This window comes from Capnocytophaga sp. H4358 (assembly GCF_002302515.1).
GTDB classification, from domain to species: Bacteria; Bacteroidota; Bacteroidia; order Flavobacteriales; family Flavobacteriaceae; genus Capnocytophaga; species Capnocytophaga canis.
Genome location: NZ_CP022380.1, coordinates 1,451,265 through 1,467,231, shown reverse-complemented (window position 1 = coordinate 1,467,231; position 15,967 = coordinate 1,451,265). Strand labels below are relative to the sequence as shown.

The window sequence follows — 15,967 nt, the reverse complement described above, 5'->3', positions numbered from 1 at the left end:
GAACAACAATCCGTGTGGGATTGTTGTTCACGCTTATGAAGGAAAATTAACTTGAAGCAACCTTAAAAGTTATATCTTGTCCAACCAAAAATAGATGTTGAACAACCTTTGTTTGAGTCTTTAATTGTGATTTGAGAATTGATGTTATCTGCATCCATATTAGATTCCTTTCCTGAAATAGCTGTTGTTAAAGAGTTTGTGAATGAAACCGTAGCAACACCGCCCCCTTTTCCGTCTTTCAAATCGACAAGGTCGATTACAACCAAAAGTACGCTTTCCGCCTCTCTATTAACATTCCATTGTACTACGACCTCTTCCAAACCAACTCCTGCAGAGTTTAAACCGACTTCGATTTGTAGTCTCTTTCCTGTCTCTACCTTCACCGGAATTTCTTTTTCTTCATACCCCATAAAACTTACCAATAGCGTATAATCCCCGGCCTCTAAATTCAAATCAAACTTTCCGTGAAGGTCAGTAGTTGTTCCTCTACTTGTACCCTTAACAATCACACTGGCAAATGACAATGGCTCTCCGTCCATTTCTTGATCGGTCACTACTCCTGCCACTCCTGTTTTGGTTTGAGCACTAAGCATAGTAACCAAAAACATGGAAAAAACGCATAAAATTTTGTTCATACTATTATCATTTTTTTCTGTGGCAAAACTACAGTGTAAATGTAAAATGAACGTAATGAGTATATTATAAAAACATCACGAAATTATTACTGACAAGTAATCAAAAGTTTAAGGAAATGTTAAGGAAAAACGTAATTGTTGTCCTTGTTTAAAATGAAGTAGTTTTATCGTTTATTCTATGCGCAAATGATAACAAAAATTAATTTTCACTTTGTTTCTATCTTGTTTTTTGTTTTCTTTGCCAAAAGTAAGGAATGTTTATGAGGTAAAAACTTAAAAACTGATTCAAAAAAATCAGTTACGATTAAGTTTACAATTGAACTGAGAACTTGATAATACTTTATCAACGCATTTTTATTACAAAAAAGATTATTAAAAATATGAGATTCTTTTTATTAGCAATCTGTTGTGCCATTTTAGGCTGTAGCAGTAAAGAACAAGATTTACGAATATACGTATCAGGAAAGGTGTCGAACGAATCTGGAGAAGGAATATCAAATGTCAAGATTCAAATTTTACGTGGGAAGATAGGACATTACGCTGCGACGAGATATTCGAACTATGAGACGATTCATACCAATCATAAAGGAGAGTTTAACTATACAATCCAAAATGACACCTATGTGTACAAAATCTGTTGTGAATTACCTTCGGGTTATGAATCTGTCACACCTTCATGTAAGGAAATTGATCACAGCATCGTCAACGGAGGTACTATCTTCAACGTCATCAGTTTCAAATTGGTAAAATAATAAGTTTCTGCATAAAGGGTAATAGCATTTAATCAGCACAATAGAATATTTTCACCCCAAAAATTCTGGAATTTTGTTTACTTGATTTTTAAATACTAGCTTTGCCCCCGTTACTACTTTCACTCCACGCCTCAAAATAATAAATTCCATATAAGAATGAAACAATTATTTTTTATTATACTAATTATCAGTAGTATACCTATTTTAGCACAAGATTTGGACGAAATCAATACCGATCGACCAGACCAGAGTGAAGGGGTCTATACACTATCTCCCAAGAAATTACAGTTTGAGAACGGATTTACGTTCGCAGAGAATTCTTTTGCGGATAATTTGATGCTACGCTATGGTTTATGGCAAGGAACAGAAGTACGTTTTTCCACGGATATTTCAAAAATAAAGAGTGAAAAGTGGCAAGTTGACAATCTTTTTGTAAGCGTAAAACAACATCTATTATCTGAAAATGAATGGATTCCATCAATCACCTTGGTTGGATATGGAGGATATGATTTCAGAGACAAAACCTTTAAACCCGATGTATGTTTAGCCTTTGAAAACACCTTATCAGAACAATTTTTACTGGCATACAATATCGGCACAGCAGAAAAGTTTCAGAACCTAACCACCACATTCCAAGTAGGATATGCTCCTTTGAAAGAAGTATATCTTTTTGTAGAATATTTTGCTGTTTTCAATGCAGAAACACTCCCTTCACACAACATTGACACAGGAGTTTTATATATGTTGAACCCTAAATTTCAGATAGATGTTGCTTTTGGACGTGCTTTGTTCAGTTCTTCAGCGGACTTTTTTGTAACCACGGGGTTTTCGTACCTCTTTTGATTGAGGCAACCCTAAAAACTCTGTGTGAAAGAAAACTAAAGACAGATCCTATAAGTCAGAAATCACAAAGTGATTCCGTTCGCAACAACCCTTAGGTAGGATATATTATGCTTTTGAAGTCAACGACTTGAAAAAAACAAAACCGAATCCTAATGTTAGCATACAATGGAAAGGGAACATCCCGAAATCATTCAATCGAACGGCACTGTACAATCCGAAAATGAAATATATCATCAGCATGAATTCAAAAATCATGTTTGGAGACAGTTTTGTATTGATATATTTGTTGTTTTTCCAACTATCGGACAGTGAACTGATATTAAACTTAGGAGTTCTCACAAACTCACTTTTTTTACCAGTATGCCCTTCCAAAACAGCAATAGTATTGTGGAATGAAAATCCTAATGCTACTGAGAAAAATGTAAAAAATAGTGTGACATAACTCAGGAAATCGTCGAAGGTTTTGCCTTGCAGATTTTTATAGGTTACCCAATAGCAAATAAAAAGGATAATGGTACTTAGAATAAAGAAACTGGTTATTTGAAATAGCCAATCCAAATGCCCATAGGTATTTTTGATGTAAAGTACGGGAATACTGAGTATCGAAACGATGAATACCCACAGAAACATTGAGCTATTAAGCAAATGCATCACTCCATGGAATTTGGTTTTCCAACCAATATTTTTTGAAGACAGCACTCGCATCATCGATTTTCTGAAATTTTCAGCTCCTCCTTTGTTCCAACGGAACTGTTGCGAACGAGCTGCTGAAATAACCACAGGCAACTCAGCAGGAGTTTCAACATCTTCTAAATATTTGAATTTCCAATTTTTAAGTTGTGCGCGATAGCTGAGGTCTAAGTCTTCGGTTAGGGTGTCGCCTTCCCAATTTCCCGCATCATAAATACATTCCTTCCTCCAAATACCCGCCGTTCCGTTGAAGTTTATGAAATGTCCTTTTGAGCTTCGACCTACTTGTTCCAATGTAAAATGAACATCTAAGGCCAAGGCTTGAATCCTAGTTAGGATGGAGTAGTTTCGGTTTAGATGCCCCCAACGAGTTTGAACTACGCCTATTTCAGGATCCTTAAAGTAAATGACTGTTTTTTTTAGCCAATCGGGCTGTGGCATAAAATCCGCATCAAAAATAGCAATGAAATCTCCTTTGGCTATAGCCGTTCCTTCTTTCAAAGCTCCTGCTTTAAAGCCTTGGCGATTGGCTCGGCGAATATGCTGAATATCTAACCCTGTTTTTTGAAGGTCTTCCACAATAACAGCTGTTTCAATCACAGACTCATCCGTAGAATCATCCAAAACCTGTATTTCCAATTTATTTTTTGGGTACTCCAATTGGGCGATATTTTCCAACAACCGTTTTACTACATATTTTTCATTGTACAAAGGTAACTGAATCGTTACATACGGTATTTCCTTAGGATCGAGCAGATTGAATTTGGGTGACTCATCATTTTGTTTTCTGTGTTTCAGATAGTTGAATAACAGATTAAGCATTGAGAGGCTATACAAAAAAATCAGTATTAATGCCACTGCGTAAATCGCAACAAGGGTGTAATTGATAATCAACTCCATAGGGTACTCAAATGTTAATAAGAAATATTTTGCAAAGATATGTATTTTGTCTTATGCTCCGTTTTTTTCCATATTTTTTTTGGAGGAAAATAAGAAATTAATTTCGTAATCAGTTAATTTTTCGTTAATTATTCTACGAACTAAAAAACAATGCTTATCTTTGCCTCACTAATATAACACGAAAAAAAGATGAAGAAATTTACATTTCTATTGTTTGCCATGCTTTTGGTTGCTTGTGGAGGGAACAAACCCAAGGAATCAAGAGTCGCAAACAAAACAATTAAAGGGGAGTGGATATTGGAATCCGTAACCTACAACCAAACAGGAAAATATGACATCACTTTGTTGAACGACACTTCCAAAGAATGTTTCGAGGGAAGTAAATGGAAATTCGTTCCGAACAACAATCGTGGAACATATTCGATTGAGAATGGAGATTGTTCAACGGGACAACGTAACTTCGTTTTCACAGTACAAGAAATTGATAAATCATCAGGCTATTACGATTTTTTACTGAAACCAACCAATGAAAAATATCAGTCGGAAACGAATCAGGGGATTCGTATGCACTTGGCATATCTTTCTGACGATAAAATGACTTGGGAACAGACCTTACGCGTTGATGGTAAGCCTTTTGTTATTTCGATGAACTTTATAAAATAGCTAAAAAACTTAAATAGACTTTTAAACAGATGAAAAAAATAGGAATCGTGTTGCTTTCTGCAACTATGTTAATGGGGTGTGATGCCTACAATAACTCGAACAAAACACAACGTGCAGCAGTAGTAGGAGCAGCCGGAGGAGCTTTATTGGGAGCTATCTTAGGAAATAATGTCAAAGGAGGTAGCAGTGAAATCGGAGCCGTTATCGGAACGGTGGTTGGTGGTGCAGCAGGAGCTGTTATCGGAAACCAGATGGATAAACAAGCTAAAAAGATTGAAGAAGAAATTCCTGGAGCTGAAGTAAAACGTGTTGATGATGGAATCATCGTAACGTTTGATGAAAACAGTGGTGTTTATTTCGATACTAACAAATCGGATGTGAATGTGGCTTCACAAGAAACATTGAACAAGTTAGTCGATGTACTTAAAGAGTATGTTGAGACTAATGTAATTATTATCGGACACACAGATAGCTCAGGAAGTGATACTTATAACATGAAATTATCCGAAAGAAGAGCAAAATCTGTGACAGATTACTTCATTAAACAAGGTTTAAAATCAGATCGTTTCACTACAAAATGGTTTGGAGAAGAACAACCGACACACGACAACTCTACTGCTGAAGGTCGTGCTAAAAACAGACGTGTGAATGTGGTAATTGTTCCAAACGAAAAAATGAAGGAACAAGCTCAAAAAGAAGCAGGACAATAATTCTAAATATTTTTAAACGTAAAATTAAAGAGGGAAACTGTTCGAAAATTTTCGAACAGTTTCTTTTTTACAACCTTACATACAATCAAGAGAAGAGATTTACAAGTACAGTTCCAACCGAATAAAAAACATCCTCGTTTAAATTTATGTTACGGTCAAATTTCGTAACTTTGCCCTCGTATGATGCACGAGGTTTACATATCATTAGGAAGTAATATTGGCGACAGGAAAAGATTTCTGCAAGATGCTGTAAACGCTATAAATGAAAAAATAGGAAGCGTAAGGAATATTTCATCAATTTATGAAACGCCTTCATGGGGTTTTGAAGGTGAAGCGTTTTTCAATGTATGCTTATTGTTAAAAACTTGGTTGACACCTACCGAGGTTTTGACAGAACTTTTGAATATTGAGAGGCAGCTCGGAAGAGTTCGGTCGAGCTTAAAAAAGGGGTATCAATCGCGATGCATCGATCTGGATATATTACTTTTCGATGACATCACATTGAATACGAACGAATTGACTATTCCACACCCACAGCTTCCAAATCGTAAATTTGTTTTGTTTCCGTTAGCAGAAATTGCTTCAGAAAAAAAACATCCTGTAATTCAGAAGAGCATCGCAACGCTAAAAGATGAGACATCCGACACTTCGGATATCCAAAAAATAACTGAAAAACTTATCTCTCCAAGATTCAATTCGCCTTTTGCGAACTACAATTATATTGCCATTGAAGGAAACATTGGAGCAGGAAAGACAACCTTAGCAACCAAAATTGCAGAAGATTTCAACGCAAAACTCATTTTAGAACGCTTTTCCGACAATCCGTTTTTACCAAAGTTTTATGAAAACCCAAAACGTTATGGGTTCACTCTTGAAATGTCCTTTCTTACGGAAAGGTATCAGGCCGTTTCTGAACAATTGATGCAGTTGGATCTATTCAAGCAATTTGTGGTATCTGACTACGATATTTTTAAATCTTTAATTTTCTCAAAAGTCACCCTAACCGAAGATGAATTTATTCTATACAGAAAATTGTTTTACATACTGCATAATCAAATTATAAAACCCGATTTATACGTATATTTATACCAAAATACAGACAGATTGATTGAAAATATCGCAAAAAGAGGACGATCTTATGAGAAAAACATATCTGCGGACTATCTAAAACGTATTCAGGAAGAGTATTTATCGTTTATTCAACAAAGTAATATGGAAAATACACTTATTATTGATATTACATGCTTGGATTTTGTCAAAAATAAGGAAGATTACGATTATATAATTCAAAAAATAAGCAATTTTTCAAAATAGAAACGTAAAACCTCAGCTTTTAGCAACTCCTTCTGACGATAAAATATTGAATTGGAGGTAAAATTACATTACTATTTTGAACAGTGTGATTTTCGTTTCAAGTCACAACATAAAACTCTGATTATTATATGCTTACACCTGTTTTATCAACAAAAAAATTAAATCTTGACCAACAAAATAGATTATTAAACAAGGGGTATCAGTTGGTAGAATGGGATTTTATTACTACTGAATATATTGATATTCAATTGGACAGAATAGGAAATCTTTTGCTTTTTACAAGTCAAAACGCTGTGAAGAGTATACTCAGAAACAGAAATATTGACTCTCTGAAGCAAATTACAACAATCTGTGTAGGTGAAAAAACAGCTGATTTATTGACAAGAAATGGTTGGAAAGTACTTTGTTATAGGGAATATGCAACGGAATTAGGAGACTATATACTGCAAAATCACACTGAAGATAACATCACATTTTTCTGTGGAAATCTGCGTAGAGATGTACTACCTAATATATTAAAAAACAACAATATAACACATAAAGAATACGAAGTATATCGCACAAATTTTTGTTCTCGTCAAATTGAAATTCCTATCAAAGCTATTCTATTCTTTAGTCCCTCAGGTGTGATAAGTTATATGCAGAAAAACCTCATTTCGGATCAAATTTGCTTTTGTATTGGGACAACCACAGCTAATGAGGCATCGAAATACACAAAAAACGTAGTTATTGCCAAGAAGCCTACGATTGATTGTGTTATAGATGCGTGTACTGGATATTTTGAGAAGGATTATAGAGAAGTTAATGATGGCAAAGCCATTTAACGACTTTTAAAAAAAATCTCCTGTTTGAAATCTTTCGTTTATTTTTTCATATTCAAACATCTAAATTTCTGTAATCATCTCTTTAGACTTTTGCAGAAAGAATTTCTTACAAGGAGATTTTAAATTAACTTTAATTTTTCGTTGCAAAGATAGTGTTATTTTTTATCAATCCACATATTATAGCGAATTTTATAGTAAAATTAACATTTTTTACAATTGAATGAATAAAATATTCTCATAAAAACGTCTCAAATTACCTTTTTTTGATTATTTTTTAGAATATTTCATTGAAGAAATATAATTTGAGAATATGACTTACAAGTTTTTCATATTGAGAATTTTGATTCGCCATTCCTTCTTTGGTTTGCTGAAAGTTTATATGTGTAGTGAATTTAAAATAATTTGTTTTCCGTATCTTTGCCTTCGTGAAAAAATAAAGCAATGAAAAAAGTACTTATCACGGGCGGAGCAGGTTTTTTAGGTTCGCATCTATGCGAACGTTTCCTTACAGAGGGTTTTTATGTCATCGCTATGGATAATTTAATCACCGGAGACATCAAAAACATAGAGCATCTGTTACCTGACCCTAACTTCGAATTTCAACATTACGACGTAACCAAATTTGTACACGTTCCAGGAAATTTAGATTATATCCTACATTTTGCCTCTCCTGCAAGTCCAATTGATTATCTCAAAATACCTATACACACGCTCAAAGTAGGTTCTATCGGCACATACAATTTATTGGAATTGGCCAAAAATAAAAAAGCTCGTATCCTAATAGCTTCGACCTCTGAAGTTTATGGAGACCCCTTGGTGCATCCGCAATCGGAGGAATACTACGGAAATGTAAGCACTATTGGGCCTCGTGGAGTATATGACGAAGCCAAACGTTTCATGGAATCCATCACTATGGCATACCATCGTTCTTACGGATTGGAAACACGTATCGCGCGGATTTTCAACACGTATGGGGAACGTATGCGACTCAATGATGGACGCGTAATACCTGCCTTTATCGGACAAGTGCTTCGAGGTGAAGACCTTACCATTTTTGGCAATGGAGAGCAAACACGTTCTTTCTGTTACGTAAGTGACCAAATTGAAGGTATTTTTCGATTACTGATGAGCGACTATATTTATCCTATAAACATCGGTAATCCAGAAGAAATTTCTATCAATCAATTCGCACAAGAAATTTTAGAAATTACTCAAACTCAACAGAAAATCACTTATCTACCTCTACCAGAAAATGATCCACTACAACGACAACCCGATATTAGCAAAGCACGGGAAATTCTGGGCTGGGAACCTCGTATAAGCCGAAAAGAAGGGATGCTACGAACGTATAACTACTTCAAATCATTACCTAAAGAGGAACTTCTTAAAAAGGAACATCGAAATTTTGAAAATTATTTATAACCTCCACTAATCATAAAAAATTCAACCCTTGTGGCGTTGGTAAAAAAGAGACATGTCTCATCTCTACACTAAAATACAATTTGTATTTCTTCTTTGTAGTATTGTATCGTAGCGTTGAGACTTGTCGTCCACCCATCTACAAAGATTTTACCGTTATTTTTGGAAATATCTTTAATGACGTTAGCAAAATAATCTTCACTAATGCGTTGACTGTTGGTAATGTAATAATAATGACCGATTTTGTATATACAATCCTTTAAAACCTCCTGTGGCACTTGGCTTGGCTCGTCTAAACCTACTTTGAAAATCATCGTATAGATACGCGATAAAGCATCAGTGTGCAAGGTAGGGAATAGGATTTGTCCGTTTTCGTCGGTGGTGAGTTTTGGGGCGTTGGTATGGTCAAAGACTTTAAAACCGTAGTCCGTATCCTCCCCCAACCCCCTCCTTCGGAGGGGGCTTTGCGAAGCGTTTTCCAATTTTTCTGATGAAAACAAATCTGTTTTTGGGTGCTTTTTTGCTCCCTCTCCTTCGGAGAGGGCAGGGGGAGAGGATACCCTTTTTAACCGCTCGATGGTGATGCTGGATATTACAGGCGGTAGGTCGTTGTCTATACAAAACTGATAGGCAGGCTTACCCTCGGCGATAGGCTCGTCTATCTGACAAAGGATAAACTTGCGGTTACCCCCATCTTCGGCATTAAGTGCCATTACGGCGTGTCCCGTGGTGCCTGAACCTGCGAAAAAATCAAGGATGATATCATTGTCTTGGGTACAAGAACTTATAATATCGTATACAAATTTAACTCCCTTTGGATAAGAAAAATACTCTACCAATTCCATTTCTTTTAATTCTTTGGTGGCTACTTGGTTCATATACTTGTTATCTGTAAAGTTCAAACTATCCAATGTACTATCCAAAGTTTTAAGGTCCTTTAAATATCTTTTATAGATAAATCCTCTTTCATCGGGTTTATGTTCTTTTTTAAAACAGATACGTCCTTCATCTATGTGTTTTTGAATCGTGTTTTTAGAAAACCTCCAAAACATTCCTTTTGGTGGATAATCTTCCTTACCTGTATAAGGGTTAATTACTGGGAAATAACCATTTTGAAAGCTCCCAGACTTGGCTGATGGGTCAGTAACAGCCCACCTGCCATTAGGGTCATTGTCTGGATTGGTATATTTTGTAGTATCTTTAAGACCTCCCTTCAGACGGTCTATTTTTTCGATATTTTTAGCATAACATAGTAAAAATTCGTGTTGATAATTTACGCCAGTTTTTGCGTCATTTGTTGTGGACTTTGTTTTACGAATAAAATCCGCCACAAAATTTTCTTCTCCAAAGATTTCATCACAAAGGAGTTTGAGGTTGGCTTGTTCGTTGTCATCAATAGAGATAAATATAACGCCGTCTTTTGAGAGTAAATCCCTTGCCAACAAAAGGCGTGGGTACATAAAGGCAAGCCAACCGTTATGGCTCCTTTTGGTTTTAAAGCTAAATTCCATACGGTCAAAATCCTCATCAGAAAGGCTTTCGGCAATGCCCAATACTTCGGCTTCGTGGCGGTCAAACTTATCGGGGTAAACAAACTCATCGCTACTGGTGTTGTAGGGTGGGTCTATGTAGATGCACTTTATCTTACCGCTATAATGGGGTTTTAGCAGTTTGAGACTATCGAGATTATCACCTTTGAGTACCATATTTTGGGTGGTGTTGGTGTTTCTGCTTAGTGTTCGGTTGAGCAACAATTCTTTTTGAGTTTCTTGTGCGTATTTGGCACGAGCCACGCCACGCCCTACAAAGTTCAGCCCGTAGCCATTTACTTTTTCGTCAATGGGCAATCCTAAAACGGCTTTGAGTTCGGTAAGGTTTAGTTCGCCGTCTTTCAGTACTTGTGGATAGTGTTCTTTTAGAAAATGTATCAATTTATTTTCCTTGTTTTCGGTGTTTAGTACGGAAAATCCAGCGTTTATGAATGTTTGTTTATCGTTCATTTTTTTTCTTTTATACTTTATGTACTTTGTCAAAGTTTGAGACTTTGACAAAGTGCTATCGCTCTATTGTTTTTGATTTATTTTTTTATTGTGTTATCTACTTTGTCAAAGTTTGAGACTTTGACAAAGTGCTAAGTGCTAAAAGTAAAATGTTAATTGTTAATAATTCCATCGATATAAACTTTCTTTTTGATGACAAAATACGAAATTTTCTACATCTTCAAAAAGTGCAATTACTTCTCTTCTTTTTATATCGGTAATTGCTGTAGATAAAATAGTTGGATATGATGAAAATAGATAATCTTCCATTTTATTGTTAATATCCAAAGAATTACGATGTACATAAACAATTGCCTGTCTTAAATATTCTTCACTAATAATTCGTTTTCTTTTAAATGGCTTTTCCAATAATGCACCGTGTCTATGGTATTTTTTGTTAAATGCTTGTGTATAGCTACTCATTAACTTTCCTATTTGTTTACTTACGATAGATTGCTGCGAATGTAAGCCCATTTTAGGTTTTAATGGCGTCAGAGTAATATTGTTTTTAATCCTCAATATCAAATGATAATGATTAGACATTAAACAATAAGCATAAAAATCAACATAATCTAAAAGGTATTCTTTTAATCTTTTAAGAAAAAAATATTTATCATTATCATCTTTAAAAATGACACAACTATTTATTCCTCTATTGTAGATATGATAAAAATATCCACTTTCTAAAAAATCTACCCTTATATCCATTTCAATGCTCTTTTAGTTATATTTTTTCAGGTACTTTTTAGGTACTTTGTCAAAGTTTCAGACTTTGACAAAGTGCTAAAATCTACCCTTTTACCAACGCCGATAACTGCGTTCTGTTAATTCGTTCCTTGAATGATATTTTTATGTACTTTGTCAAAGTTTTAGACTTTGACAAAGTGCTAAAACTTACCCTTTTACTAACGCCGATAATTGCTGTCCTTTTATTCGTTCTTTAAAGGAGATTTTTATATTTTGTTTTTTGTAATATTCATTGAGTTTCTCAAAATATTTTTTAGCAAAATCGATTTTAGCTTTTTCCTTTTTAGAAATATCGCCAGAGGTTTCATAGCCTTTTGCTTCTACCACCAAAAACACTTTATTGCCTTGTTCGCCTTTAATGGCGTAGCAAAAATCAGGGTTGTACTCGCCCAAAGGAGTTTTGATTTTGAGTTTTGGCAACTTCCCAAAAATGGCTATTTCCGAAATATTGGGGTCTCTTTCTATCACTTCCAATTCAAACTCGCTATCGTACTCGATGACTTCCTCAAAAATCCATTTTTCTTTGAGGGCAAAATCTGTATCAATATCCTTTTGGAATTTGCCTACACTCCCTTCTTTGAGATAGGTTTTGTCATTTTCCGTTTGAAATACATTGGCAAGGGCTTTCCCGCTGATGCCGTCGTATCGGATATGGGCTTTTATAGTATTGATGAGATTGTCTTCTATGATTTTTACGATTTCCTTTTGCACTTGTGCAGGATTATTGGCAATGGTTTGGGTTTTAAACACCTCGTTCAACGCATTAAAAATCTGTACTACAAAGGCAAGTGGCGTTTTGGTTTTATTGGCTATCCATTGTACCATTCTCAAAATATCCACTTGATTTTTACGCTGTTGCACTCCCACTATTTCGGTAGTAATGGCATCTTTTCGGTCTATTTTATCTACATTGAGAATTTCTCTTTTGGTTTGTAACAAGACTTGATGGATTTGCAAATTTTCTATATCGGTCTTGATATTTTCAATGAGTTGCTGTTGTCTTTTTTCGTCCAATGTATCCAATACATAAAAGGCATTTTGGCTGATGGTATTCCAAAGGGTTTTGAACTCCTGCAAATGGTTTTGCTTGATGAATATTTTTTTCTTATCTCCTGATTTATTGTTGCCATTATCTATAAAAGTATTCAGCTCCTTAGGTGAGACAAACACATGTAACAGGGCTTTTTCTTGCTCGGCAGGAAGATTTTGCTCTTTGAGTAGCGTAACAAAATTATCGGCTTTTTCGAAGATGCGTTCTCCATCAATAATCGCTTTACGCACAATCAATTTTTCGCCTCGCAAAACATCATTGATCAAAAAATCAATAGTATCATCATCAAAAGTGGTTTTTTCTTTTAAAATATGAATGATTTCTTTTTCGGTAAAATTTTCAGAAACAAGAAACGAATTACTTAAAATTTCTTTTTGAATACCTTCTACAAATCCTTGTTCTTTGCTCGATACGACAACATCTAAATTGTTGATTTTCCAAAATTCCTCTTGATTGTTATTGAGATTTTTAAAAGTTTTTCGTTGCAGATTTTGGTCCACACAGATACGCAACCCACGTCCTATCTGTTGCAGTTTAGAGATTTCGCTTCCTTGGTTAGAGAGTTTGCAAATGGTAAATACATTGGGATTGTCCCACCCCTCTTGTAACGCCCAAATGGAGAAAATAAAACGCGTAGGGCTCTCAAAGGACAAAAGTTTTTTCTTGTCTCGCAAGATTTCATCTACCCCTGCTTTTACTTTTTGGTCGGTATTTCCTTTGTCGCCCGAAAAATACCCTTTATGCACTTGCAAATTTCCGTCCGTATCAAAGCTGTTTTTCAGATAGTGATAGTAGGCTGAATTGGCATCAAGGGTAGCGATAACCTCGTCATATTTCTTTTTAAATTCTTCTTCAAAAATGATTTTAATTTTCGGATTATCGCCACGAAACAAGCGGGTATCACTTTCGATAAAAAACAAGGACAGGGCTTTGATACCCTGCTCAAAAAGCATCTGTTCTTTTTGAAAATGAATCTCGATAGTTTTTGAAATCATCGCACGGAGCGACTCATCTGTAAGGGAATAATCTACTTTTTCAATAGTATCATTTTCCAATACGATATTGTCTTTGTTGATTTTCTTGATAGTTACCTCATTAAATGTTCCGCCCACGCCTACTTCTCTTCGCACAATGGTTCCATTGCTAAGTGTGTCAATCAAAGCGATGTTTTTGGAACCTTTTTTCTCAATACTCACAAGTGTATCTATACGCTCTACAATATCTTGGGTATAGACCACGATTTTCTTTACCAAATTTTGGCGAAAAGACGAAATACTATCCAACATATACGCCACATTGGAGAGCTGTACGCTGTCTTTTTTTCGTGGAAAAGTCGCCCCAAAACGCAAGTAATAATTATTAAACCCTTCGAAATACTTTTTAAATGCATCGCCGTCAAATCGGTGGGGTTCGTCCATTATCACAATCGGATTGAGCTGTTTGAGACACTCCAAATAGGTTTTGGGCGTTTGGATTGGATTTTGGTAAGTGAATAAATTATTGATTTCGCGTTCCAAAGGTCTGTTCAAAATATTATCCTTGCTCGAAAAGGAGCTTGGCGTCATTATCAACACCGACAAATGTTGTGAATGAATAAAATTATTGACCGCCGAAATGTTTCCGCCCTCGTAAGTAAACACTTCTATTTCTTTTTCCTTTTCATTGGCATACAATCCTTTGAAATAGGCTTTGGTATCTTCCAAATTGGTTTTCGTTCCCTCGCGAATGGGCACCGTGGGAATGAGAATAATGAATTTTTGGTAACCAAAATTTCGATTCAGTTCAAAAATCGTTTTGATGAAAGTAAAGGTTTTTCCTGTACCTGTTTCCATCAGTATATCGATGTTTTTGGCATTTTGTACAGAAAAAGAGTATTGATTTTTGTTTTTGTGTTCGGTAAGTGTTTTTTCAAAAAGTTTTTGCTTTTGTTCCTGCTCTTGTAGATTGTCAAAAGGCTTTTGTTGGGACAAATTTTCAAAAATCTGCACAATATTACGGATACAATCTTCCTGATAAGATTGCGTTTCGTATTGAAATTGTTTTAGTTTCATTTCACTATCATATTTTTTATACTTTGTCAAGGTTTCGAACTTTGACAAAGTGCTTATCTTTTCAACCTCGACAAATTTACAACGGAAAAGCTGTACTTGCAAAATTATGATGTAAAGAAGAAAATTATGAGCGGAAAAAGTTAAACACGTTAAATATTATTTTGGGTACTATTTATAGTTAAACCACATAGATACATAGATTTTACTCTATATTTCTATGTGGTTTACAATTTTTCTACCTCTATCAAAACAAAAAAAAGGGTCAAATGAACATTTGATTATATACAATTATTTTTTCTTGCCTCGGGCTTTGACCACCTCGTTCATATCGTCGATGATTTTGGATGTTTCACTCACAAAAGCGGTGTATTTTGCTTCATCAACGAGCATCATTGCTACCAAATACGGAATCAGTTTTTTGTTGATAAGTTGCAAAAGCGGTTTTCTTAGGCTACTGGCAGAGGCTTTGCTTTGTTGCTGTGCAAAATCCTTTTCGTACTGGCTACGCACTTTGTTAAAATTGTTTTGTGCTGTACGAATCCCTGCTATTGCCTCGCTAACGCCCAAAAGTGCCGTAATAGCATCTTGCACCTCCGCCGCCGACAAGTCTTTGAGCAACGAATCTACAAGGTTAGACTGACTGGAATAATTTTCCTCGGTGATTTTCACGCCGTATTTCTTAAAGATGGCAGAGAGTTTTTTGCCGTGAGCGTTGAGCTCTTGCACAGGGATGTGTTCATAGCCTTTTAGGAGCTTGTCCAACACGCGAATGGCTTCGTCTCTTTGGGCATCGGCATCTTCGAGCTGTGATACGGCTTTGTCGCGCTTTACGGCTTCGGTGATGGCATCGCCTTGGGTTTTTAATTCTTTAAAAAAGGTTTTCAAAAAAGCATCGTCTTGCAAGGTAGCAGTACCTTTGTAAAGGTCTGCCAATCGATTGGCTACATCGCCTACTTCGGTAACTCTGGATTGATAATTTAATGGCTTCATACTAATATTTTTTTATGGATTACTTATTCTTGTTTCGTTCACTACAGTGAAAAGGGTGTTTTGTCTTTCGGTAAGGGTTTTCACTGGAGTTAAAGGAATGTTTGATTTCTCGGCGAACGATTTCACTGCAATGAAAAAGGCATTTGGTTTCTCGGTTAGGCTTTTCACTCTGGTGAAATACCTCTACGAACTTACCTTCTTGCTTTTCACTGGAGTGAAAGCTTTGCAAAGGTAAGGAAAATGTTTTTTTATATTTTCTAGTTTAAAATAAAGCTACCTAAAAGATTTTTAGACAGACTTATATTTTTCTTGGAAAAGGAATCTTTTTAATCAAATAGA

Annotated in this window: 13 protein-coding genes; 7 read left to right on the top strand and 6 right to left on the bottom strand. The window is 35.4% G+C overall.

Annotation, left to right across the window (positions count from 1 at the left end; all coding sequences use genetic code 11):
* Window positions 1-62: 62 nt before the first annotated feature.
* Entirely contained in the window at window positions 63-635 is a 573-nt protein-coding gene (locus CGC49_RS06320) for a carboxypeptidase-like regulatory domain-containing protein (RefSeq protein ID WP_095912154.1), read from the bottom strand.
* 380 nt (window positions 636-1,015) lie between these two features.
* Here CGC49_RS06320 and CGC49_RS06315 point away from each other — a divergent pair, with 380 nt between their 5' ends.
* Window positions 1,016-1,387, top strand: a complete 372-nt coding sequence (locus CGC49_RS06315; RefSeq protein ID WP_095912153.1) for a hypothetical protein — start codon at window positions 1,016-1,018, stop codon at window positions 1,385-1,387.
* A 156-nt stretch (window positions 1,388-1,543) separates the two neighbouring features.
* Complete coding sequence (locus CGC49_RS06310) at window positions 1,544-2,230, top strand: transporter (protein ID WP_095912152.1); 687 nt, start codon at window positions 1,544-1,546, stop codon at window positions 2,228-2,230.
* A 105-nt stretch (window positions 2,231-2,335) separates the two neighbouring features.
* Here CGC49_RS06310 and CGC49_RS06305 read toward each other — a convergent pair whose 3' ends face one another.
* Window positions 2,336-3,820 carry a cellulose synthase family protein gene (locus CGC49_RS06305; protein WP_095912151.1) on the bottom strand — a complete coding sequence of 495 codons (1,485 nt, stop codon included), beginning with the start codon at window positions 3,818-3,820 and terminating at the stop codon, window positions 2,336-2,338.
* A 189-nt stretch (window positions 3,821-4,009) separates the two neighbouring features.
* On the opposite strand from CGC49_RS06305, the gene CGC49_RS06300 reads away from it, so the two are divergent.
* The 5 genes from CGC49_RS06300 (at window position 4,010) to CGC49_RS06280 (ending at window position 8,753) form a co-directional block, all read left to right on the top strand.
* A complete protein-coding gene (locus CGC49_RS06300; RefSeq protein ID WP_095912150.1) occupies window positions 4,010-4,483 on the top strand; it encodes a lipocalin family protein in 474 nt (157 codons plus the stop codon).
* A 29-nt stretch (window positions 4,484-4,512) separates the two neighbouring features.
* The gene (locus tag CGC49_RS06295; protein ID WP_042005741.1) at window positions 4,513-5,193 is read left to right on the top strand and encodes an OmpA family protein; all 681 of its coding nucleotides are present in this window, start codon (window positions 4,513-4,515) and stop codon (window positions 5,191-5,193) included.
* A 180-nt stretch (window positions 5,194-5,373) separates the two neighbouring features.
* On the top strand, window positions 5,374-6,507 hold the full coding sequence (folK, locus tag CGC49_RS06290; RefSeq protein WP_042344640.1) for a 2-amino-4-hydroxy-6-hydroxymethyldihydropteridine diphosphokinase: 1,134 nt from the start codon (window positions 5,374-5,376) through the stop codon (window positions 6,505-6,507).
* A 128-nt stretch (window positions 6,508-6,635) separates the two neighbouring features.
* Window positions 6,636-7,331, top strand: coding sequence for a uroporphyrinogen-III synthase (locus tag CGC49_RS06285; RefSeq protein ID WP_095912149.1), 696 nt, complete (start codon window positions 6,636-6,638; stop codon window positions 7,329-7,331).
* A 441-nt stretch (window positions 7,332-7,772) separates the two neighbouring features.
* The gene (locus tag CGC49_RS06280; protein ID WP_095893739.1) at window positions 7,773-8,753 is read left to right on the top strand and encodes a UDP-glucuronic acid decarboxylase family protein; all 981 of its coding nucleotides are present in this window, start codon (window positions 7,773-7,775) and stop codon (window positions 8,751-8,753) included.
* 68 nt (window positions 8,754-8,821) lie between these two features.
* Here the strand turns inward: CGC49_RS06280 and CGC49_RS06275 are convergent, their stop codons facing one another.
* From CGC49_RS06275 to CGC49_RS06260, 4 genes are all read right to left on the bottom strand, one after another.
* Window positions 8,822-10,750 (bottom strand): site-specific DNA-methyltransferase, encoded by a 1,929-nt coding sequence (locus CGC49_RS06275; protein WP_095912148.1) that lies wholly within the window; start codon window positions 10,748-10,750, stop codon window positions 8,822-8,824.
* Window positions 10,751-10,909: 159 nt separating this feature from the next.
* Complete coding sequence (locus CGC49_RS06270) at window positions 10,910-11,497, bottom strand: hypothetical protein (protein WP_095912147.1); 588 nt, start codon at window positions 11,495-11,497, stop codon at window positions 10,910-10,912.
* Window positions 11,498-11,683: 186 nt separating this feature from the next.
* Window positions 11,684-14,638, bottom strand: coding sequence for a DEAD/DEAH box helicase family protein (locus CGC49_RS06265; protein WP_095912718.1), 2,955 nt, complete (start codon window positions 14,636-14,638; stop codon window positions 11,684-11,686).
* 288 nt (window positions 14,639-14,926) lie between these two features.
* Entirely contained in the window at window positions 14,927-15,628 is a 702-nt protein-coding gene (locus tag CGC49_RS06260; RefSeq protein ID WP_095912146.1) for a DUF6261 family protein, read from the bottom strand.
* Window positions 15,629-15,967: the final 339 nt, after the last annotated feature.

Bases quoted from the DNA above. Each gene is read 5' to 3' on its own strand.
- CGC49_RS06320 (WP_095912154.1), bottom strand. From the start codon at position 635: ATGAACAAAATTTTATGCGTTTTTTCCATGTTTTTGGTTACTATGCTT.
- CGC49_RS06315 (WP_095912153.1), top strand. From the start codon at position 1,016: ATGAGATTCTTTTTATTAGCAATCTGTTGTGCCATTTTAGGCTGTAGC.
- CGC49_RS06310 (WP_095912152.1), top strand. From the start codon at position 1,544: ATGAAACAATTATTTTTTATTATACTAATTATCAGTAGTATACCTATT.
- CGC49_RS06305 (WP_095912151.1), bottom strand. From the start codon at position 3,820: ATGGAGTTGATTATCAATTACACCCTTGTTGCGATTTACGCAGTGGCA.
- CGC49_RS06300 (WP_095912150.1), top strand. From the start codon at position 4,010: ATGAAGAAATTTACATTTCTATTGTTTGCCATGCTTTTGGTTGCTTGT.
- CGC49_RS06295 (WP_042005741.1), top strand. From the start codon at position 4,513: ATGAAAAAAATAGGAATCGTGTTGCTTTCTGCAACTATGTTAATGGGG.
- folK (WP_042344640.1), top strand. From the start codon at position 5,374: ATGATGCACGAGGTTTACATATCATTAGGAAGTAATATTGGCGACAGG.
- CGC49_RS06285 (WP_095912149.1), top strand. From the start codon at position 6,636: ATGCTTACACCTGTTTTATCAACAAAAAAATTAAATCTTGACCAACAA.
- CGC49_RS06280 (WP_095893739.1), top strand. From the start codon at position 7,773: ATGAAAAAAGTACTTATCACGGGCGGAGCAGGTTTTTTAGGTTCGCAT.
- CGC49_RS06275 (WP_095912148.1), bottom strand. From the start codon at position 10,750: ATGAACGATAAACAAACATTCATAAACGCTGGATTTTCCGTACTAAAC.
- CGC49_RS06270 (WP_095912147.1), bottom strand. From the start codon at position 11,497: ATGGATATAAGGGTAGATTTTTTAGAAAGTGGATATTTTTATCATATC.
- CGC49_RS06265 (WP_095912718.1), bottom strand. From the start codon at position 14,638: ATGAAACTAAAACAATTTCAATACGAAACGCAATCTTATCAGGAAGAT.
- CGC49_RS06260 (WP_095912146.1), bottom strand. From the start codon at position 15,628: ATGAAGCCATTAAATTATCAATCCAGAGTTACCGAAGTAGGCGATGTA.